Origin of the sequence: Streptomyces hokutonensis (genome assembly GCF_000376565.1) — a bacterium.
Classification (GTDB): domain Bacteria; phylum Actinomycetota; class Actinomycetes; order Streptomycetales; family Streptomycetaceae; genus Streptomyces; species Streptomyces hokutonensis.
In genome coordinates this window covers 34,499-54,929 of the sequence record NZ_BARG01000089.1, presented here as the reverse complement: position 1 = coordinate 54,929, position 20,431 = coordinate 34,499, and the positions used below count along the sequence as shown (strand labels likewise).

Annotated in this window: 18 protein-coding genes; 15 read left to right on the top strand and 3 right to left on the bottom strand. The window is 68.6% G+C overall.

From position 1 onward, the window contains the following. Nucleotides 1-45 precede the first annotated feature (45 nt). The gene (locus SSP08S_RS45355; RefSeq protein ID WP_019074293.1) at nt 46-1,329 is read left to right on the top strand and encodes a geranylgeranyl reductase family protein; all 1,284 of its coding nucleotides are present in this window, start codon (nt 46-48) and stop codon (nt 1,327-1,329) included. Here the strand turns inward: SSP08S_RS45355 and def are convergent, their stop codons facing one another. Both def and SSP08S_RS45345 read right to left on the bottom strand, forming a co-directional pair. Continuing rightward, nucleotides 1,330-1,956 carry a peptide deformylase gene (gene def, locus SSP08S_RS45350; RefSeq protein WP_019074292.1) on the bottom strand — a complete coding sequence of 209 codons (627 nt, stop codon included), beginning with the start codon at nt 1,954-1,956 and terminating at the stop codon, nt 1,330-1,332. 172 nt (nt 1,957-2,128) lie between these two features. Next, nucleotides 2,129-2,932: a C40 family peptidase gene (locus SSP08S_RS45345; RefSeq protein ID WP_019074291.1), complete on the bottom strand. Its 804-nt coding sequence runs from the start codon at nt 2,930-2,932 to the stop codon at nt 2,129-2,131. A gap of 745 nt (nt 2,933-3,677) precedes the next feature. Here SSP08S_RS45345 and SSP08S_RS45340 point away from each other — a divergent pair. The 14 genes from SSP08S_RS45340 to nuoN are packed head-to-tail and all read left to right on the top strand — an operon-like array spanning nt 3,678 to nt 19,608. After that, nucleotides 3,678-4,037, top strand: a complete 360-nt coding sequence (locus SSP08S_RS45340; RefSeq protein ID WP_007383963.1) for an NADH-quinone oxidoreductase subunit A — start codon at nt 3,678-3,680, stop codon at nt 4,035-4,037. A 14-nt stretch (nt 4,038-4,051) separates the two neighbouring features. Continuing rightward, nucleotides 4,052-4,606: a NuoB/complex I 20 kDa subunit family protein gene (locus tag SSP08S_RS45335; RefSeq protein WP_007383964.1), complete on the top strand. Its 555-nt coding sequence runs from the start codon at nt 4,052-4,054 to the stop codon at nt 4,604-4,606. After that, nucleotides 4,603-5,346, top strand: a complete 744-nt coding sequence (locus SSP08S_RS45330; RefSeq protein WP_019074290.1) for an NADH-quinone oxidoreductase subunit C — start codon at nt 4,603-4,605, stop codon at nt 5,344-5,346. Before SSP08S_RS45335 ends, SSP08S_RS45330 begins: the two co-directional genes overlap by 4 nt. Continuing rightward, on the top strand, nt 5,343-6,680 hold the full coding sequence (locus SSP08S_RS45325) for an NADH-quinone oxidoreductase subunit D (RefSeq protein ID WP_019074289.1): 1,338 nt from the start codon (nt 5,343-5,345) through the stop codon (nt 6,678-6,680). The genes SSP08S_RS45330 and SSP08S_RS45325 overlap by 4 nt, the downstream gene beginning before the upstream one ends. Further along, a complete protein-coding gene (gene nuoE / locus SSP08S_RS45320; protein ID WP_019074288.1) occupies nt 6,677-7,525 on the top strand; it encodes an NADH-quinone oxidoreductase subunit NuoE in 849 nt (282 codons plus the stop codon). Before SSP08S_RS45325 ends, nuoE begins: the two co-directional genes overlap by 4 nt. Further along, the gene (gene nuoF / locus SSP08S_RS45315; RefSeq protein WP_019074287.1) at nt 7,525-8,871 is read left to right on the top strand and encodes an NADH-quinone oxidoreductase subunit NuoF; all 1,347 of its coding nucleotides are present in this window, start codon (nt 7,525-7,527) and stop codon (nt 8,869-8,871) included. The genes nuoE and nuoF overlap by 1 nt, the downstream gene beginning before the upstream one ends. Continuing rightward, on the top strand, nt 8,868-11,372 hold the full coding sequence (locus tag SSP08S_RS45310) for an NADH-quinone oxidoreductase subunit G (RefSeq protein ID WP_019074286.1): 2,505 nt from the start codon (nt 8,868-8,870) through the stop codon (nt 11,370-11,372). The genes nuoF and SSP08S_RS45310 overlap by 4 nt, the downstream gene beginning before the upstream one ends. After that, complete coding sequence (gene nuoH, locus SSP08S_RS45305; RefSeq protein ID WP_019074285.1) at nt 11,369-12,736, top strand: NADH-quinone oxidoreductase subunit NuoH; 1,368 nt, start codon at nt 11,369-11,371, stop codon at nt 12,734-12,736. The genes SSP08S_RS45310 and nuoH overlap by 4 nt, the downstream gene beginning before the upstream one ends. After that, nucleotides 12,729-13,331, top strand: coding sequence for an NADH-quinone oxidoreductase subunit NuoI (gene nuoI / locus SSP08S_RS45300; RefSeq protein ID WP_019074284.1), 603 nt, complete (start codon nt 12,729-12,731; stop codon nt 13,329-13,331). The genes nuoH and nuoI overlap by 8 nt, the downstream gene beginning before the upstream one ends. Next, nucleotides 13,328-14,173 (top strand): NADH-quinone oxidoreductase subunit J, encoded by an 846-nt coding sequence (locus SSP08S_RS45295; RefSeq protein WP_019074283.1) that lies wholly within the window; start codon nt 13,328-13,330, stop codon nt 14,171-14,173. The genes nuoI and SSP08S_RS45295 overlap by 4 nt, the downstream gene beginning before the upstream one ends. Next, entirely contained in the window at nt 14,170-14,469 is a 300-nt protein-coding gene (nuoK, locus tag SSP08S_RS45290; RefSeq protein ID WP_019074282.1) for an NADH-quinone oxidoreductase subunit NuoK, read from the top strand. Before SSP08S_RS45295 ends, nuoK begins: the two co-directional genes overlap by 4 nt. Nucleotides 14,470-14,483: 14 nt before the next feature. Next, nucleotides 14,484-16,379 carry an NADH-quinone oxidoreductase subunit L gene (gene nuoL / locus SSP08S_RS45285; RefSeq protein ID WP_019074281.1) on the top strand — a complete coding sequence of 632 codons (1,896 nt, stop codon included), beginning with the start codon at nt 14,484-14,486 and terminating at the stop codon, nt 16,377-16,379. 5 nt (nt 16,380-16,384) lie between these two features. Beyond that, on the top strand, nt 16,385-17,956 hold the full coding sequence (locus SSP08S_RS45280) for an NADH-quinone oxidoreductase subunit M (RefSeq protein WP_019074280.1): 1,572 nt from the start codon (nt 16,385-16,387) through the stop codon (nt 17,954-17,956). Then, on the top strand, nt 17,953-19,608 hold the full coding sequence (gene nuoN, locus SSP08S_RS45275; RefSeq protein ID WP_019074279.1) for an NADH-quinone oxidoreductase subunit NuoN: 1,656 nt from the start codon (nt 17,953-17,955) through the stop codon (nt 19,606-19,608). The genes SSP08S_RS45280 and nuoN overlap by 4 nt, the downstream gene beginning before the upstream one ends. Before the next feature lie 71 nt (nt 19,609-19,679). Here the strand turns inward: nuoN and SSP08S_RS45270 are convergent, their stop codons facing one another. After that, complete coding sequence (locus SSP08S_RS45270; RefSeq protein ID WP_019074278.1) at nt 19,680-20,228, bottom strand: hypothetical protein; 549 nt, start codon at nt 20,226-20,228, stop codon at nt 19,680-19,682. Between the last annotated feature and the right edge of the window lie 203 nt (nt 20,229-20,431).

Sequence of the window (20,431 nt, the reverse complement as noted above, 5' to 3'; positions counted from 1 at the left end):
CAGTGCCGGTCGGCACGCAGATTCCGAACTTGGGGAGATCCCGCCGTGACCGAGCCCCTCTCCGAAAACACCGCCGATGTGATCGTCGTCGGCGCGGGGCCAGCCGGCTCCGCCACCGCCTACCACCTCGCCAAGTCCGGACTCGACGTCCTCCTCCTGGAGAAGACCGAGTTCCCGCGCGAGAAGGTCTGCGGCGACGGCCTCACCCCGCGCGCCACCAAGCAGCTCGTGGCCATGGGCATCGACATCTCCGAGGAGGCCGGCTGGCTGCGCAACAAGGGCCTGCGCATCATCGGCGGTGGCGTCCGCCTTCAGCTGGACTGGCCGGAACTCGCCTCCTTCCCGGACTACGGCCTCGTCCGCAAGCGCGACGACTTCGACGAACAGCTCGCCCGCAACGCCCAGAAGGCGGGCGCCCGCCTCTACGAGCGCTGCAACGTCGGTGCCCCGATCATCGACGAGCGCACCGGCCACATCACCGGCGTCAACGCCAAGCTCGGCGAGGAGAAACGCGAAGTCACCTTCCACGCGCCCCTGGTGGTCGCCGCCGACGGCAACTCCACCCGCCTCTCCCTCGCGATGGGCCTGCACCGCCGCGAGGACCGCCCGATGGGTGTCGCGGTGCGGACCTACTTCGAGAGCCCCCGTCACAAGGACGACTACCTGGAGTCCTGGCTGGAACTGTGGGACCGCCGCGGCGCCGAGGACCGCCTCCTGCCCGGCTACGGCTGGATCTTCGGCATGGGCGACGGCACCTCGAACGTCGGCCTGGGTGTCCTCAACACCTCCGACTCCTTCAAGGAGTTGGACTGGCGCGAGGTCCTGAAGGCCTGGTGCGCGTCCATGCCCGAGGACTGGGGCTACACCCCCGAAAACATGACCGGCCCGATCCGCGGTGCCGCCCTCCCCATGGCCTTCAACCGCCAACCCCACTACACGAAGGGCCTGTTGCTGGTCGGCGACGCCGGCGGTCTGGTGAACCCCTTCAACGGCGAGGGCATCGCCTACGCCATGGAGTCCGGCCAGATCGCCGCCGACGTCATCGTCCAGGCCCACGCCCGCCCCACCCCCGCGAGCCGCGAACTGGCCCTGCGCCGCTACCCGCAGGTCCTCAAGGACACCTACGGCGGCTACTACACGCTGGGCCGCGCCTTCGTGAAGCTCATCGGCAACCCGAAGGTCATGAAGATCGCGGCCCAGCGCGGCCTGACGCACCCCCTGCTGATGAAGTTCACCCTGAAGATGCTGGCCAACCTCACCGACCCCACGGGCGGCGACGCGATGGACCGCATCATCAACGGGCTGAGCAAGGTGGCGCCGAAGGCGTGACTAGGGCGTCAGGGCTTTGATTTTGGCGGCCCGGCGGGCGAACACCTCGTCCCGCCGGTCCGCTACCTGCCGCAGCGCCTCCTTGCGGTCCCGCTTGGAGAGCCGGTCCAGATAGACCTGTCCGTCGACATGGTCGGTCTCATGGGCGAGGCAGCGCGCGAAGTAGCCTGTGCCCTCGATCACAAGCGCGTTGCCGTCCTTGTCGAGCCCGCGCACCACGGCCCGGTCCGGACGCGGTACGTCCATCACCGCGCCCGGCACCGACAGGCACCCCTCACCCTCGTCGAGCAGCCGGCGCCCGGCGGGGTCGAGCACGTCGAGCACCGGGTTGACGATGTGCCCGACATGTCGGACACCGTCGTCGTCGGGGCAGTCGTACACGAACAGGCGCAGATCCACGCCCACTTGATTGGCCGCGAGGCCGGCTCCGTCGGCGACGTACATGGTGAGGAACATGTCGTCGATGAGCGCGGCGAGGTCGGGCCCGAACTCGGTGACGTCCCGGCTCGGCCGGTGCAGGACCTCTTCGCCGACCTCGGTGACGCGGCGCACGTTGCCGCGCCCGGCCTCGGGTGCGGGGCGGGGGTAGGAGTCGACGGGACTTCCCTGGACGAAGACACGTGGCACGACTTGCTCTCCTCGGGTTTGGCGTCCGGCTGTCTGGTAAGCCGAACTTGAGAACCTTGGGAGAAGAGCCTTTCAGGAGGGCCGCGAACTCCGGTAGGGGGAGCGCCGGGTACGCCGAGGGGACCGCTGCCCCCGAGGCAACGGTCCCATGCTCACGGCGTCGTGCGCGGGCTCAGAGCACCCGCACCGCGCCGGTCGGCGGGTCGTAGGACAGCGGCCGCTCCACGATGCCGGTGGAGGGGTTCTGCGCACCGACGAACATGCCGTCGCCCACATACACCGCGACGTGGTACGCGCTGCCCGCGCTGCCCCAGTACAGGATGTCGCCGGCCTGAAGGTTGCTCAGGGACACCTGAGTACCGGCGGTCGACTGGTCCTGGGAGACGCGAGGCAGGCTGATGCCGACCTGCTTGAAGGCGGCACCGACGAGCCCGGAGCAGTCGTAGGCGCTGGGGCCGGTGGCACCCAGGACGTAGGACTTGCCGATCTGCGCCTTCACGAACGCCACGACAGCCGCGGCCGAACCCGTGGCCGTGGAAGAGCTCGTGGACGTGCTGCTGCCCGTGGAAGCGGCCAGGGTGGTCCGCTCGGTGCTGCGGGACGTGGCGCGCTCCGCAGCGGCCTTACGGGCGTCCTCCTGGGCCTTCTTCTTCGCCTCCGCCTTCTTCTTGGCGTCCGCCAGGTCCGCCTTCGCCTGCTTCGCGGCGTTTGCGGCAGCCGCGTCGCGCTCGGCGCGCAGCTGGTAGTTGGCCGCGGCCTGCTGGGTGGCTTCGGCGGACTGTGCGACCTGGGTGGACAGATCGGCCGTCAGGGTGGGCAGTTGCAGGGTCTGCGTCGTCTCGGCCGCGTTGGCCGAGGCCGCGCCCGCCGCCGCCATGCTGAGAACGCCACCGGCAACTCCGGCACGCACGGCGATGTTCGTCGTCGCGCTGCGGCGGGGTTTCCGGTGGCTGCGTATGTGAGCGGTGTGGGACATGAGACCAACCGGTATCAGGGGCTCCTCCATACCTTCAAGAAACGTGTGCTGCGCCACAATTGTTCAACGGGCACCACGAACTTCGGGTGCCTCGTTCCTTATTGACGCCGTAACGGACATTGCGGACCTGGGCGATCAGGCCGGTGATCACGGCCTTTCGTCGTTACGCCCGAATTGCCCGCCGCCTACCACCGGTTGGGACAGGTGGCCAAGCCCGGTTCTCATGCGCCTCTCATGAGTGTGGCGGAGGTCACGGAACGGTTACCGGAATGCTCGCGTCTCGCGTGGGTACCGCGAGCGGTCGACTTCGTGAATGTGTGCACGCGTCCACACCGTGCCGCGCGACTCCTTCCGACGTGTGAACGGGCTCCCACTATCAAGCCGTCGCGTCCAACTCCAATTTGCATGCAAGAGAAGTCTCTTGATATGGAGACGCCGCTCTCGGCCTGCGGTGACGAGCGCAAATGTCACGTCCGGTGATCGCGTGGGCGCTTCACGTGTGAAGATCGCCGCTCACTCGACGTGATGATCCTTCGCCGGGTGGTGGAGATCACAAAGCTTGTGTAATACCCCGTGTCGCAGATCACAGAGCGACGGGCATAAGATGCGGAGCGGTTGGGCTTGTGACCTGCTTCACATGTTCGCGATCTTCGCCGGGACGGGCGGGAGTTGCCGAGTGTGTGAGGTGGGTGTGAGTCCGACGCCATCGCCAGCAGTCAGTGCCGACTGAGAGGAGCGAGGAGCGGTGAACGCGTATGCGCCCATCCTCGTACTGGGAGCCCTCGGGGCAGGCTTTGCGATCTTCTCCGTGGTCATGGCCACGCTGATCGGTCCGAAGCGTTACAACCGGGCCAAGCTCGAAGCGTACGAGTGCGGCATCGAGCCGACCCCCACGCCGGCCGGCGGCGGGCGCTTCCCCATCAAGTACTACCTGACGGCGATGCTCTTCATCGTCTTCGACATCGAGATCGTCTTCCTCTACCCCTGGGCCGTCACCTTCGACGCCCTGGGTGTTTTCGGGCTCGTGGAGATGCTGCTCTTCGTGCTCACCGTCTTCGTCGCGTACGCGTACGTATGGCGGCGCGGCGGCCTGGAATGGGACTGAGGGGCCTTTAACTCATGGGACTCGAAGAAAAGCTGCCGAGCGGCTTCCTGCTCACCACCGTCGAGCAGGCCGCGGGCTGGGTGCGCAAGGCGTCCGTCTTCCCCGCCACGTTCGGACTCGCCTGCTGCGCCATCGAGATGATGACGACCGGCGCCGGACGGTACGACCTGGCGCGCTTCGGCATGGAGGTCTTCCGCGGCTCACCCCGCCAGGCGGACCTGATGATCGTCGCGGGCCGGGTCAGCCAGAAGATGGCGCCGGTGCTGCGGCAGGTCTACGACCAGATGCCGAACCCCAAGTGGGTGATCTCCATGGGGGTCTGCGCCTCGTCGGGCGGCATGTTCAACAACTACGCGATCGTGCAGGGCGTCGACCACATCGTCCCGGTCGACATCTATCTCCCGGGCTGCCCGCCACGGCCCGAGATGCTGATGGACGCGATCCTCAAGCTCCACCAGAAGATCCAGTCCTCCAAGCTCGGCGTGAACGCCGAGGAGGCGGCCCGCGAGGCGGAGGAGGCGGCGCTCAAGGCACTGCCCACCATCGAGATGAAGGGCCTGCTGCGGTGAGTGACGCGAACGGCACCAACGGAGCCAACCCGGAGAAGGATCTGAGTGGCTCCAACCTCCCCGGTCAGCGCGGCGACGGAGGTGAGGAGATCCGCGTCCAGCGCGGCATGTTCGGTGCCAACAACGGCGGCGACACCTCGGGTTACGGCGGCCTGGTCCGCTCGATCCGCCTCCCGGGAGCGTCCGGCCGGCCCTACGGCGGCTGGTTCGACGAGGTCGCCGACGAACTGGAGGGCGCCCTGGAGGAACAGGGCCTGCTGCCCGACAACGCGATCGACAGGACGATCGTCGACCGCGGCGAACTCACCTTCCACATCGAACGCGAGCACCTGGTCCGCGTCGCCCAGACCCTGCGCGACGACCCGGCCCTGCGCTTCGAACTCTGCACCGGCGTCAGCGCGGTCCACTACCCGCACGACAAGGGCCGCGAGCTGCACGCCGTCTACCACCTGCGCTCGATCACCCACAACCGGCTGATCCGCCTCGAAGTCAGCGCCCCGGACAGCGATCCGCACATCCCGTCGCTGGTCTCCGTCTATCCGACCAACGACTGGCATGAGCGCGAGACCTATGACTTCTTCGGCATCGTCTTCGACGGTCACCCGGCGCTGACGCGGATCATGATGCCGGACGACTGGCCGGGCCACCCGCAGCGCAAGGACTACCCCCTCGGCGGCATCGCCGTCGAGTACAAGGGCGCCCAGATCCCGGCTCCGGACCAGCGGAGGTCGTACTCGTGAGCACGCAGTCAGCATCCGCTTCGGCCGCTTCGGCGCGCGAGACCACCGAGGGCACCGTATATACGGTCACCGGTGGCGACTGGGACGAGGTCGTCCAGTCCGCGGCCCGGGCCGACGACGAGCGCATCGTCGTCAACATGGGGCCCCAGCACCCCTCCACGCACGGTGTGCTCCGCCTCATCCTGGAGATCGACGGCGAGACGGTCACCGAGGCCCGCTGCGGCATCGGCTACCTGCACACCGGTATCGAGAAGAACCTCGAGTACCGCACGTGGACGCAGGGCACCACGTTCGTGACGCGCATGGACTATCTGACGTCCTTCTTCAACGAGACCGCCTACTGTCTCGCCGTCGAGAAACTCCTCGGCGTCGAGGACCAGATCACCGAGCGGGCGAAGATCATCCGGGTGCTCCTGATGGAGCTGAACCGGTTGTCCTCCCACCTGGTGTGCATCGCCACCGGCGGTATGGAACTCGGCGCCACCACGATCATGATCTACGGATTCCGTGATCGTGAAATGATTCTCGACATCTACGAGCTCATCACGGGCCTGCGGATGAACCACGCGTACATCCGCCCCGGCGGACTCGCCCAGGACCTGCCGCCCGGCGCGGTGGACCAGGTCCGCGAGTTCGTGAAGAAGATGAAGAAGAACCTCCCCGAGTACGACAAGCTCGCCACCGGGAACCCCATCTTCAAGGCCCGTATGCAGGACGTCGGCTACCTCGACCTGGCCGGCTGCATGGCCCTCGGCGCCACAGGGCCGATCCTGCGCTCCACCGGTCTGCCGCACGACCTGCGCAAGGCGCAGCCGTACTGCGACTACGAGACCTACGACTTCGACATCCCGACCGCCGACACCTGCGACTCCTACGGCCGCTTCCTCATCCGCCTGGAGGAGATGCGCCAGTCGCTGCGGATCATCGAGCAGTGCCTGGACCGGCTGCAGCCCGGGCCGGTCATGGTCGCCGACAAGAAGATCGCCTGGCCCGCCCAACTCGCGCTGGGACCGGACGGGTTGGGCAACTCGCTCGACCACATCAAGAAGATCATGGGTACCTCCATGGAGGCCCTGATCCACCACTTCAAGCTGGTGACCGAGGGCTTCCGCGTCCCGCCGGGACAGGCGTACGCGGCGGTCGAGTCGCCCAAGGGCGAACTCGGGGTGCACGCCGTCTCCGACGGAGGCACCCGCCCCTACCGGGTCCACTTCAGGGACCCGTCCTTCACCAACCTTCAGGCCATGGCGGCGATGTGCGAGGGCGGCCAGGTCGCCGACGTCATCGTCGCCGTCGCGTCCATCGACCCCGTGATGGGAGGCGTCGACCGGTGACCACCAGTTCTTCGGAGCAGGGCGTCAGCCTGGGCATGCCCCAACTGCCCGCGCCCGCTTACCCGGACGACGTCCGGGCCCGGCTGGAGGCCGACGGGCGGGAGATCATCGCCCGCTACCCGGACTCCCGCTCGGCCCTCCTGCCGTTGCTGCATCTCGTGCAGGCGGAGGAAGGCCATGTCACGCGCACGGGGCAGCAGTTCTGCGCGGACCTGCTGGAGCTGACCACGGCCGAGGTCGCCGCCGTCGCGACCTTCTACACGATGTACCGGCGCCGGCCGAGCGGCGACTACCAGGTCGGGGTCTGCACCAACACGCTGTGTGCGGTGATGGGCGGCGACGCCATCTTCGAGTCCCTGCAGGAGCACCTGGGCGTCGGCAACGGTGAGACCACCGACGACGGCAAGGTCACCCTGGAGCACATCGAGTGCAACGCGGCCTGCGACTTCGCGCCGGTGGTGATGGTCAACTGGGAGTTCTTCGACAACCAGACCCCCGCCAGCGCCCGGCGTCTCGTCGACGACCTGCGCACGGGCGCACCCGTGGAGCCCACGCGCGGGGCGCCGATGTGCACCTTCAAGGAGACCGCGCGGATCCTCGCCGGCTTCCCCGACGAGCGGCCCGGGGCCGTCGGGGCGAGCGGCGGTGCGGGACCCGCGTCGTTGGTGGGCCTCCGCCTGGCCAGGGGAGAGACCGCACCCGCGCGCGTGGTCCATCCGCGCGGCTCCGGAGCGCCGCAGGACCAGTCGCCGGCCGAGCACCTCAGTTCGCACGATGCGCCGCAGGACACGTCGGCCTCCGACCCCGCCCACCCGGCGGGGCCTGTAGCCGAGGAGGGGGAGTGATGACCTTGGCACCCGAACTGAAAGACCACAGCCCCGAGAAGCTGCTCGCACCCGTGCTGTCGGCCTTCTGGGACGAGGACGAGTCCTGGACTCTGGACACGTACCGAAGGCACGAGGGATACGAGGGGCTCCGCAAGGCGCTCGCGATGTCGCCGGACGACCTCATCGCCTATGTGAAGGACTCCGGTCTGCGCGGTCGCGGTGGCGCCGGCTTCCCGACCGGAATGAAATGGCAATTCATTCCCCAAGGGGATGGAAAACCACACTATCTAGTTGTCAACGCCGACGAGTCGGAGCCCGGAACCTGTAAGGACATCCCGCTCCTCTTCGCGAACCCGCACAGCCTCATCGAGGGCATTGTCATCGCGTGTTACGCCATCAGGTCTTCGCATGCCTTCATCTATCTGCGTGGTGAAGTCGTCCCCGTATTGCGGCGGTTGCACGAGGCCGTGCGTGAGGCCTACGCGGCGGGTTACCTCGGCGAGAACATCCTGGGCAGTGGCCTGGACCTGCAGCTCACCGTGCACGCGGGCGCCGGCGCGTACATCTGCGGTGAGGAGACCGCACTGCTCGACTCGCTCGAAGGCCGCCGTGGTCAACCGCGGCTCCGTCCCCCTTTCCCCGCCGTCGCGGGCCTCTATGCGTGCCCGACTGTCGTGAATAACGTTGAGTCGATCGCGTCAGTTCCCGCGATTCTGCAAAAAGGCAAGGAATGGTTCAGGTCGATGGGCAGCGAGAAGTCTCCGGGCTTCACGCTCTACTCGCTCAGCGGCCATGTCACCAGCCCCGGTCAGTACGAGGCGCCGCTCGGCATCACACTCCGCCAACTGCTCGACATGAGCGGCGGGATGCGCGCCGGGCACCGCCTCAAGTTCTGGACGCCGGGCGGGTCCTCCACGCCGATGTTCACCGACGAGCACCTCGACGTCCCTCTTGATTACGAAGGAGTGGGTGCCGCGGGTTCCATGCTCGGCACAAAAGCTCTGCAGTGCTTCGACGAGACGACCTGCGTCGTGCGTGCCGTCACCCGCTGGACCGAGTTCTACGCCCACGAGTCCTGCGGCAAGTGCACACCGTGCCGCGAAGGGACGTACTGGCTCGTGCAGTTGCTGCGCGACATCGAGGCCGGCAAGGGCGCGATGTCCGACCTCGACAAGCTGAACGACATCGCCGACAACATCAACGGCAAGTCCTTCTGCGCCCTCGGCGACGGCGCCGCCTCGCCGATCTTCTCCTCGCTCAAGTACTTCCGCGAGGAGTACGAGCAGCACATCACGGGCCGGGGCTGCCCCTTCGACCCGGCCAAGTCCACGGCCTGGGCCGACCGCACGGAGGTGAACGCATGACGGTGACCACGAGCGCTCCCTCCGGTGGAGGGGAGGCGGCGGTCCCGCCGGAAGATCTCGTCTCGCTGACGATCGACGGCGCCGAGATCAGTGTGCCCAAGGGCACCCTGGTCATCCGCGCCGCCGAGCAACTCGGCATCGAGATCCCCCGGTTCTGCGACCACCCTCTCCTCGATCCGGCCGGCGCCTGCCGTCAGTGCATCGTCGAGGTCGAGGGCCAGCGCAAACCGATGGCGTCCTGCACGATCACGTGCACGGACGGCATGGTCGTCAAGACCCAGCTCAGCTCGCCCGTGGCCGAGAAGGCCCAGCACGGTGTGATGGAACTGCTCCTCATCAACCACCCGCTGGACTGCCCGGTCTGCGACAAGGGCGGCGAGTGCCCCCTGCAGAACCAGGCGATGTCGCACGGCCAGGCGGACTCCCGCTTCGAAGGCAGGAAGCGGACCTACGAGAAGCCCGTCCCGATCTCCACCCAGGTGCTGCTGGACCGCGAGCGGTGCGTGCTGTGCGCGCGCTGCACCCGGTTCTCCAACCAGATCGCGGGCGACCCGATGATCGAGCTGCTGGAGCGCGGCGCGCTGCAACAGGTCGGCACCGGTGAGGGCGACCCCTTCGAGTCGTACTTCTCCGGGAACACCATCCAGATCTGCCCGGTGGGCGCTCTGACCTCGGCGGCGTACCGATTCCGCTCCCGCCCCTTCGACCTGGTCTCCACACCCTCCGTGTGCGAGCACTGCTCCGGGGGCTGCGCGACCCGCACCGACCACCGTCGCGGCAAGGTCATGCGGCGCCTGGCGGCCGTGGACCCCGAGGTCAACGAGGAGTGGATCTGCGACAAGGGGCGCTTCGCCTTCCGGTACGCGCAGCAGCGCGACCGGCTGGAGACGCCGCTGATCCGCAACCCCGAGGGCGAACTCGTCCCCGCCTCCTGGCCGGAGGCGCTGCAGATCGCCGCCCAGGGACTGCTCGCCTCGCGGGGCCGCACCGGTGTCCTGACCGGCGGCCGGCTCACCATCGAGGACGCCTACGCGTACAGCAAGTTCGCGCGCGTGGCGCTCGACACGAACGACATCGACTTCCGCGCGCGCGTGCACAGCAGCGAGGAGGCCGACTTCCTGGCCGCCCGGGTCGCGGGCCGCGGCCGGGACCTCGACGGCAACGGCGTCACGTACACCTCCCTGGAGAAGGCGCCCGCCGTCCTGCTGGTCGGGTTCGAGTCCGAGGAGGAGGCGCCCGGCGTCTTCCTGCGGCTGCGCAAGGCCTCGCGCACACATGGGCAGCGGGTGTTCTCGCTGGCCACGTTCGCCACGCGCGGGCTGGAGAAGGCGGGCGGCACGCTGCTGCCGGCCGCTCCCGGCACCGAGACCGAGTGGCTGGACGCGCTCGCGAGCGGGGTCGGCCTGGAGGACGACGGAGCCCGCGCCTCCGAGGCGCTGCGCACCGAGGGCGCGGTCATCGTCGTAGGAGAGCGGCTGGCCGCCGTCGCCGGGGGCCTCACCGCCGCCGTACGGGCCGCGTCCGCGACCGGTGCCCGGCTGGTGTGGATTCCACGCCGGGCCGGGGAGCGCGGCGCGATCGAGGCGGGGGCGCTGCCGTCGCTGCTGCCGGGCGGACGCCCGGCGACCGATCCACGCGCGCGTGAGGAGGTCGCCGCCGCCTGGGGTGTCGCCGAACTCCCGCACCGCTACGGCCGCGACGCCGGCCAGATCGTCGAGGCCGCCGCCGGCGGTGAACTGCGGGCGCTGCTCGTCGCCGGTGTGGAGCCGGGCGACCTGCCCGATCCGGCACGCACGCGTGCGGCACTCGACGAGGTCGGCTTCGTGGTCTCGCTCGAACTGCGGCCCAGCGAGATCACCGAACACGCGGATGTCGTTCTCCCGGTCGCGGCGGTCGCCGAGAAGGCGGGCGCCTTCCTCAACTGGGAGGGCAGGGTGCGCTTCTTCGACGCCGCGCTCAAGCCCGACCAGATGACCCGCACCCTCGCCCCCACCGACGCGCGCGTCCTGCACATGCTGGCCGACGCCATGGACGTCCACCTGGGACTGCCCGATCTGCGCACCACGCGCGCGGAGTTGGACCGGCTCGGTGCCTGGGACGGACCGCGGGCCACCGAACCGCTGGAGACCGCGGGCGTACTGCCCCGGCCCGCCGCCGGGGAGGCCGTGCTCGCCGGGCACCGGCTGCTGCTCGACCAGGGTGCCCTCCAGGAGGGCGACGAAGCCCTCGCCGGCACCCGGCACGCCGCCCACGCGCGCGTGTCGGCCGCAACCGCCGCCGAGGCGGGCGTCAAGGACGGCGACACCCTCGCCGTGACCGGCGCCTCCGGAACCGTCGAACTCCCGCTGCTGATCACGGAGATGCCCGACCGCGTGGTCTGGCTCCCGCTGAACTCCACCGGCGGGGGCGTCGCCTCCGACACCGGGGCGCTGCCCGGCGCACTCGTCCGCATCGGCCCGGCCACGCTCGCGGGCGAGGCCCCCAAGGAGGTGGAGGCATGAGCAATCTGTACCTCGCCGCGGAAGACCTCTCGATGTTCGGCCGCGACCCCTGGTGGCTGGTCGTCGTCAAGGCGGTGTTCTGCTTCGCCTTCCTGATGATCACCGTGCTGTTCTCGATCGTCTGGGAACGCAAGGTCGTCGCCTGGATGCAGCTGCGCATCGGCCCCAACCGGCACGGCCCCTGGGGCATGCTCCAGTCGCTCGCCGACGGCGTGAAGCTGATGCTCAAGGAAGACCTCATCGTCAAGCGCGCCGACAAGGTGATCTACATCCTCGCGCCGGTCGTCGCGGCCATCCCGGCCTTCATGGCGATCGCGGTCATCCCCTTCGGGCCGGCCGACAACGAGGTGTCGATCTTCGGCCACCGCACCACGATGCAGCTCACCGACCTGCCGATCGCGATGCTCTACATCCTCGCGGTCGCCTCGGTCGGCATCTACGGCATCGTCCTGGCGGGCTGGAGCTCCGGCTCCACCTACCCGCTCCTGGGCGGCCTGCGCTCCTGCGCGCAGATGATCTCCTACGAGATCGCCATGGGCGCCGCGTTCGCCTCGGTGTTCCTCTACTCCGGGTCGATGTCCACGTCGACGATCGTTGAACAACAGCACGACCGCTGGTACATCATCCTGCTGCCGGTCTCCTTCATCATCTACGTCATCACGATGGTCGGCGAGACCAACCGCGCCCCCTTCGACATGCCGGAGTCCGAGGGCGACCTGGTCGGCGGCTTCAACACCGAGTACTCGTCCATCAAGTTCGCGCTCTTCATGCTCGCCGAGTACGTGAACATGGTGACGGTCTCCGCGGTGTCGACCACGCTCTTCCTGGGCGGCTGGCGGGCCCCGTGGCCGATCAGCTCCTTCTGGGAGGGCGCGAACCACGGCTGGTGGCCGATGCTCTGGTTCGTCGTCAAGGTCCAGCTGCTGCTGTTCTTCTTCATCTGGCTCCGCGGCACCCTCCCGCGCGTGCGGTACGACCAGTTGATGAAGCTCGGCTGGAAGGTCCTCATCCCGGTCTCCGTGGTCTGGCTGATGCTCGTCGCGACCGTACGGACCCTCAGGAACCAGAACTACGACTTCGCCGACATCACCCTCTACATCGTCGGCGGTGTGCTCGCTCTGCTCCTGCTGTCCTTCATCGCGGACATGTTCCGCCAGAAGGCCAAGGAGGACGCGCAACTGGCCGAGGAACCCGCCGGGTTCGACGCGATGGCGGGCGGATTCCCCGTACCGCCGCTGCCGGGACAGGAGTTGCCGCCGGTGCCTCGGCGCCCCTCGCGACGCGAGCGGGAGCTGATTGTCAGTGGTGGCTCGGATACTGGCAGTGACGGATCTCTGGATGGAAAGGAGGCGTCCGATGGCTGAGGAGCCCAAGGAGACCACACCCGGTTTCCAGAACCCCGTGGCCGGCTTCGGCGTGACCTTCAAGGCCATGTTCAAGAAGCGGCTGACCGAGCAGTACCCGGAGCAGCAGAAGACCACAGCCCCCCGGTTCCACGGACGGCACCAGCTCAACCGCCATCCGGACGGCCTGGAGAAGTGTGTCGGCTGCGAGCTGTGCGCCTGGGCCTGCCCCGCCGACGCCATCTACGTGGAGGGCGCCGACAACACCGACGAGGAGCGCTACTCGCCGGGCGAGCGGTACGGCCGCGTCTACCAGATCAACTACGCCCGCTGCATCCTGTGCGGCCTGTGCATCGAGGCGTGCCCCACGCGCGCGTTGACGATGACCAACGAGTTCGAACTGGCGGACAGCAGCCGCGCCAACCTCATCTACACCAAGGAACAGCTGCTGGCCGGCCTCGAGGACACCATGGTCGACAGCCCGCACGCCATCTACCCGGGGATGACCGAACAGGACTACTACCGGGGCCTGGTGACGGAGGCCGCACCCGGCACGGTGCCCCAAGTGGCCGTCTCCAAGGGCGAGAAGCCCGAGGAGGAGGGGGTGGAAGCATGAGCCCCCAGCTCGCCGCCGCCTACTCCACCTCCACCGGCGAGGCCTTCCAGTTCTGGGTCCTCGGCACGGTCGCGGTGATCGGCGCCCTGTCCACCATCCTCATGAAGAGGGCCGTGCACAGCGCCCTCTCCCTCGCCGGGACCATGATCATCCTGGCGGTGTTCTACCTCGCCAACGGCGCCTACTTCCTGGGCGTCGTCCAGATCGTCGTCTACACCGGCGCGATCATGATGCTGTTCCTCTTCGTGGTGATGCTGGTCGGCGTCACGGCCGCCGACTCCCTGACGGAGACCATCAAGGGCCAGCGCTGGCTGGCCCTTCTCTGCGGGCTCGGCTTCGGCATCCTGCTGGTCGCGGGCATCGGCAACGCATCCCTCAGCCAGTTCGACGGCCTGAGCACGGCCAACGCGAACGGCAATGTGCAGGGCCTGGCCGCCCTCATCTTCACCAAGTACGTGTTCGCCTTCGAAATCACCGGCGCCCTGCTGATCACGGCCGCCGTCGGCGCCATGGTGCTCACCCACCGCGAGCGCACCGAGCGGCCCAAGACCCAGCGCGAGCTGTCCGAGCAGCGCGTCCGCGAGGGCAAGCACGTCCCGCCGCTCCCGGCCCCCGGCGTCTACGCCCGGCACAACGCGGTGGACGTCCAGGGCCTGCTGCCCGACGGCACCCCGTCCGAGCTCACGGTCAGCAAGACGCTCCGCGACCGCGGTCAGATCCGTGACGTGTCCAGCGAGGCGCTCAACGATCTGCGGGCCCTGGAGCAGCGCGCCGAGGAGCGTCTGGAGCGGACCGCGATCGAACCGGCGAACCTCAAGCGGACCGAGGAGGCGTCGAAGTGAACCCCGTCAACTACCTCTATCTCTCCGCCCTGTTGTTCACGATCGGCGCCACCGGCGTACTGATCAGGCGCAACGCGATCGTCGTCTTCATGTGCGTCGAGCTGATGCTCAACGCCTGCAACCTCGCGTTCGTCACCTTCTCCCGGATGCACGGCAACCTCGACGGTCAGGTCATCGCCTTCTTCACGATGGTCGTCGCCGCCGCGGAGGTCGTGGTCGGGCTCGCGATCATCGTGTCGCTGTTCCGTTCCCGCCACTCGGCCTCGGTCGACGACGCCAGCCTGATGAAGCTCTGAGGGGTCGCTGAATCGTGGAGAACCTGATTGCGCTGCTGGTAGCGGCGCCTCTGCTCGGAGCGGTCGTACTGCTGTGCGGCGGCCGGCGGCTCGATGCCGTCGGCCACTGGATCGGCACGCTCCTGTCGTCCGCCTCCTTCGTGATCGGTGTCGTCCTCTTCACCGACCTGCTGGGGAAGAACGCCGAGCACCGGACGCTCATGCAGCACCTGTGGACCTGGGTCCCCGTCGAGGGCTTCCAGGCGGACGTCACCTTCCGCCTCGACCAGTTGTCGATGACCTTCGTCCTGCTGATCACCGGTGTCGGCTCGCTCATCCACCTGTACTCGGTCGGGTACATGGAGCACGACGAGCGCCGCCGCCGCTTCTTCGGCTATCTGAACCTGTTCCTCGCGGCGATGCTGATCCTCGTCCTCGCCGACAACTACCTGCTGCTGTACGTCGGTTGGGAAGGCGTCGGGCTCGCCTCCTACCTGCTGATCGGCTTCTGGCAGCACAAGCCCAGCGCGGCCACCGCCGCGAAGAAGGCCTTCCTGGTCAACCGGGTCGGCGACATGGGCCTGTCCATCGCCATCATGCTGATGTTCACGACGTTCGGGACCTTCGCCTTCGGGCCGGTCCTCAGCCACGTCGGCGACGCCTCCGAGGGCAAGCTCACCGGCATCGCCCTGATGCTGCTGCTCGCCGCCTGCGGCAAGTCCGCCCAGGTGCCGCTGCAGTCCTGGCTCGGCGACGCGATGGAGGGCCCGACCCCGGTCTCGGCCCTCATCCACGCGGCGACCATGGTGACCGCCGGCGTGTACCTGATCGTCCGCTCCGGAGCGATCTTCAACGCGGCACCGGACGCGCAGTTGGTGGTCACCGTCGTCGGTGCCGTCACGCTCCTCTTCGGTGCGATCGTCGGTTGCGCGAAGGACGACATCAAGAAGGCCCTCGCCGGCTCGACGATGTCGCAGATCGGCTACATGGTGCTCGCCGCCGGACTCGGCCCCATCGGCTACGTCTTCGCGATCATGCACCTGGTGACGCACGGCTTCTTCAAGGCCGGGCTCTTCCTCGGCGCCGGTTCGGTCATGCACGGCATGAACGACGAGGTCGACATGAGGAAGTACGGCGGCCTCAGGAAGTACATGCCGGTCACCTTCATCACCTTCGGCCTCGGCTACCTCGCCATCATCGGCTTCCCGGGCCTGTCCGGCTTCTTCTCCAAGGACAAGATCATCGAGGCGGCCTTCGCCAAGGGCGGCACCGAGGGCTGGATCCTCGGCGGCGCGGCCCTGCTGGGCGCGGCCATCACGGCGTTCTACATGACGCGCGTGATGCTGATGACCTTCTTCGGGGAGAAGCGCTGGCAGCCCGACGAGAACGGCCACGAGCCGCACCCGCACGAGTCCCCGAGGACGATGACGATCCCGATGATCGTGCTGGCCTTCGGATCGGTCTTCGCCGGCGGCATCTTCGGCATCGGCGACCGCTTCCTGCACTGGCTGGAGCCCGTCACCGGCCACGAGGAGGGCAACTCCCCGGTCAGCGCCCTCACGGTCACCCTGGCCACCATGGTGGTGCTCGTCATCGGCGTCGCGATCGCCTGGGCGCAGTACGGGCGCCGTCCGGTCCCGGCCGTCGCCCCGCGCGGTTCACTGCTCACCCGGGCCGCCCGCCGCGACCTCCTCCAGGACGACTTCAACCACGTCGTCCTGGTGCGCGGCGGCGAGCACCTCACCCGCTCCCTGGTCTACGTCGACCACACCCTGGTCGACGGTGTCGTCAACGGCACGGCGGCCTCCATGGGCGGCCTCTCCGGAAGGCTGCGCAAGCTGCAGAACGGCTACGCGCGGTCGTACGCGGTCTCGATGTTCGGCGGTGCGGCCATCCTCGTCGCCGCGACCCTGCTGATGAGGGCGGTCTGATACCGATGTCCTTTCCCCTCCTGACAGCGACGGCGGCGCTCCCGGCCCTCGGGGCGGTGGCCACGGCCGCCGTCCCGGCCGCCCGGCGCACCGCCGCGAAATGGCTGGCGCTGTTCGTCTCGCTGGCGACGCTCGCGCTGGGCATCGTCGTCCTGGTGCGCTTCGACCCGGGCGGCGACCGCTACCAACTCACCGAGTCCCACCCCTGGATCGCCGACTTCGGAGTCCGCTACGAGCTGGGCGTCGACGGCATCGCGGTCGCGCTCATCGCGCTCACCGCCCTGCTGATCCCGTTCGTGATCCTGGCCGGCTGGCACGACGCCGACCCCCTGGAGACCGGCAGCAAGCGCTGGCGGCCCACCCAGGGCTTCTTCGCCCTCATCCTTGCGGTGGAGGCGATGGTGATCATCTCCTTCGAGGCCACCGACGTCTTCCTCTTCTACATCTTCTTCGAAGCCATGCTGATCCCGATGTACTTCCTCATCGGCGGCTTCGGGGACCGGGCCCACGAGCACGGCGACGAGGCGGCGGCCACCCAACGGTCGTACGCGGCCGTCAAGTTCCTGCTCTACAACCTGGTCGGCGGACTCATCATGCTGGCGGCCGTGATCGGCCTCTACGTAGTGGCCGGGAACTTCTCGCTCGCGGAGATCGCGCAGGCGCGGGCCAACGGCACGCTGCACATGGCGACCAACACCGAACGCTGGCTGTTCCTGGGCTTCTTCTTCGCCTTCGCGGTGAAGGCGCCCCTGTGGCCGCTGCACACCTGGCTGCCCAACGCCATGCAGGAGTCCACCGCCCCGGTGGCCGTGCTCATCACGGCGGTCGTCGACAAGGTGGGCACCTTCGCGATGCTCCGCTTCTGCCTCCAGCTCTTCCCGGAGGCCAGCAAGTGGGCGACGCCCGTCATCCTCGTGCTCGCCCTGATCAGCATCATCTACGGGGCGCTGCTCGCGGTCGGCCAGCGGGACATCAAGCGGCTGGTGGCGTACGCGTCGATCTCGCACTTCGGGTTCATCATCCTGGGCATCTTCGCGATGACCAGTCAGGGCCAGTCCGGCGCGACGCTCTACATGGTCAACCACGGCATTTCCACGGCCGCGTTGATGCTGGTCGCCGGCTTCCTGATCTCGCGGCGCGGCTCGCGCCTGATCGCCGACTACGGAGGGGTGCAGAAGGTGGCCCCAGTGCTCGCCGGCACCTTCCTGATCGGCAGCCTCGCGACCCTGTCGCTGCCGGGACTCGCGCCCTTCGTGAGTGAGTTCCTGGTCCTGGTCGGCACGTTCACGCGCTACCCGGCCATCGGGATCATCGCCACCTTCGGCATCGTCCTCGCCGCGCTCTACACCCTCGTCCTCTACCAGCGGACGATGACCGGCCCGGTGAAGCCCGAGGTCGCCGCGATGCCGGACCTGCGACCGCGTGAACTCCTGGTCGTCGCCCCGCTGATCGTGCTGCTGATCTTCCTGGGCGTCTACCCGAAGCCGGTCACGGACATCGTGAACCCGTCGGTCAAGCAGACCCTGTCCGACGTACACAAGAAGGATCCCAAGCCCTCGGTGGAGGCGGCCAAGTGAGCGCAACAGCCGTCCACAGCCTGTGGACAACGGCGGCGGGCGCGGACCCGATCTCGAAGATCCCCACGCCGAAGATCGAGTACGGGCAGTTGTCGCCCACCTTGATCATCCTCGGCGCGGCGCTCATCGGGGTACTGGTCGAGGCGTTCGTCCCGCGCAAGTCCCGTTACTACGCCCAGGTGTTCGTGTCCGTCGTGGCGCTCTGCGCCGCCTTCGCGGCGGTCGTGGCGCTCGCGGCGGACGGATACGGCACCACCAAGGCGCACATCGCGGCGATGGGCGCGATCGCGGTCGACGGACCCTCCCTGTTCCTCCAGGGCGTGATCCTGCTCTCCGGCCTCGTCGGCCTGTTCACCTTCGCCGAGCGGCGCCTCGACCCCGAGGCACACGGCAACCGGGTCGACTCCTTCGCCGCGCAGGGCGCGTCCGTGCCCGGCAGCGACAGCGAGAAGGCCGCCGTCAAGGCCGGGTTCACCACCACGGAGGTGTTCCCGCTCCTGCTCTTCGCGGTCTCCGGAATGCTGGTCTTCCCGTCCGCCAACGACCTGTTGACCCTGTTCGTGGCCCTGGAAGTCTTCTCCCTCCCGCTCTACCTCCTGTGCGCCCTGGCCCGCCGCAAGCGGCTCCTGTCGCAGGAAGCGGCGGTCAAGTACTTCCTCCTCGGCGCCTTCGCCTCCGCGTTCACCCTCTTCGGCATCGCGCTGCTCTACGGCTACGCGGGCTCGATGTCGTACGCCACGATCGCGCAGGTCGTCGACGGCTCCATCACCAACATCAACCCCGCCCTCGCGGACACCATGGGCAACGACGCGCTGCTGCTCATCGGCGGCGCGATGATCGTCATGGGGCTGCTGTTCAAGGTGGGCGCGGTGCCGTTCCACATGTGGACGCCCGACGTCTACCAGGGCGCGCCGACCCCGGTCACCGGCTTCATGGCCGCCGCGACCAAGGTGGCCGCCTTCGGAGCGCTGCTCCGGCTCCTCTACGTCGTGCTGCCGGGCCTGCGCTGGGACTGGCGGCCCGTCATGTGGGGCGTCGCGATCATCACGATGCTGGGCGGCGCGATCGTCGCGATCACCCAGACCGACATCAAACGGCTCCTGGCGTACTCGTCGATCGCGCACGCGGGCTTCATCCTCGCCGGCGTCATCGCGACCACCCGGGACGGCGTCTCGTCCGTGCTCTTCTACCTGGGCGCGTACTCGTTCGTGACGATCGGTGCCTTCGCGGTCGTCACCCTCGTACGGGACGCGGGCGGCGAGGCGACCCACCTGTCGAAGTGGGCGGGGCTCGGGCGGAGGTCGCCGCTGGTCGCGGCGGTGTTCGCCGTATTCCTGCTGTCCTTCGCGGGCATTCCGCTGACGGCCGGCTTCGCCGGGAAGTTCGCCGTGTTCAAGGCGGCGGCGGCCGGCGGCGCGGCCCCGCTGGTCGTGGTCGGTGTGCTCTCCTCCGCCATCGCGGCGTTCTTCTACATCCGAGTGATCGTGCTCATGTTCTTCAGCGAGCCGAGGCCCGACGGCCCCACCGTCGCGGTCCCGTCCCCGCTCACCATGGCGACGATCGGGGTGGCCGTGGCGGCCACGCTCGTCCTCGGTGTGGCCCCGCAGTACTTCCTGGACCTGGCGAACCAGGCGGGGGTCTTCGTCCGCTGAGTCCGCTGATTGCGGGCAGAAGGCCCCGGTTCCCCTCGTGGGGGCCGGGGCCTTCGTGCATGTGCGGTCGGTCAGGCCTTCGGGCAGACGACCTCGGGGTTCCAGGGGGCGAACAGGCCCTTGGAGTTGGGTTCGTAGATCCAGGCGTGGAGCGTGAAGTAGCCCGGGAGCTGGTCCTTCTGGAAGGTCTGCCCGAACAGCGTCGGCGCCGCCTGCCCCGAGTCCTTCACCACCCACTCGACCGCGACCAGCCGGCGCCCCTCGACGAAGTCGGACCCGTCCGCGTACAGCAGAGCCGCCGGTTTCGCCGGATCGAGTGAACCGATGTTCGCCGGGTTGACGTAGTGGTAGCCCATGCCGCCCTCGGCCGGGTCGGAGACACAGGTGTCGGTGCGTGCGTAGCCGCCGCCCGCGGCGAACGCCTCGTACCCGTACTTCGAGGTGGCCTGGTACGTCTTGCTCAGCGTGGTCCACACGGACGGGTCGGGGTCGGACGCGGCATGGGCCGGGGCGGCCGTCAGCGCGAAGGCCGCGGCCGTCGCCACCGCTACGGCGGTCTTGACGGCGCCACGCAGGGGCCGGGAGGACGGGGGCCGAGGGGACAGCGGCCGAGGGAACATGGTGGGGCTCCTTGGACTTCGGGAGGCGTCCGCGCACGGCGCGCCGTCCGTTCGGTGGCGTGGCGGACCTCCCCCGGCCCGCCCGAGCAGCATGTTCCGGCCCCACCGGTCGCGCCATGTGACGGGAGCCATTCGACTGACCACACCCGGTCACCGCCGCCGGCCTGTGGATAACTCCGACGCTGTCAGCGCGGAGCCCTATC

What these genes read in the sequence shown, in the direction of transcription:
- SSP08S_RS45345 (WP_019074291.1), bottom strand. Translation starts at nt 2,932, where the DNA reads ATGTCCCACACCGCTCACATACGCAGCCACCGGAAACCCCGCCGCAGC.
- SSP08S_RS45335 (WP_007383964.1), top strand. Translation starts at nt 4,052, where the DNA reads ATGGGACTCGAAGAAAAGCTGCCGAGCGGCTTCCTGCTCACCACCGTC.
- nuoF (WP_019074287.1), top strand. Translation starts at nt 7,525, where the DNA reads ATGACCTTGGCACCCGAACTGAAAGACCACAGCCCCGAGAAGCTGCTC.
- SSP08S_RS45310 (WP_019074286.1), top strand. Translation starts at nt 8,868, where the DNA reads ATGACGGTGACCACGAGCGCTCCCTCCGGTGGAGGGGAGGCGGCGGTC.
- nuoH (WP_019074285.1), top strand. Translation starts at nt 11,369, where the DNA reads ATGAGCAATCTGTACCTCGCCGCGGAAGACCTCTCGATGTTCGGCCGC.
- nuoI (WP_019074284.1), top strand. Translation starts at nt 12,729, where the DNA reads ATGGCTGAGGAGCCCAAGGAGACCACACCCGGTTTCCAGAACCCCGTG.
- SSP08S_RS45295 (WP_019074283.1), top strand. Translation starts at nt 13,328, where the DNA reads ATGAGCCCCCAGCTCGCCGCCGCCTACTCCACCTCCACCGGCGAGGCC.
- SSP08S_RS45280 (WP_019074280.1), top strand. Translation starts at nt 16,385, where the DNA reads ATGTCCTTTCCCCTCCTGACAGCGACGGCGGCGCTCCCGGCCCTCGGG.
- SSP08S_RS45270 (WP_019074278.1), bottom strand. Translation starts at nt 20,228, where the DNA reads ATGTTCCCTCGGCCGCTGTCCCCTCGGCCCCCGTCCTCCCGGCCCCTG.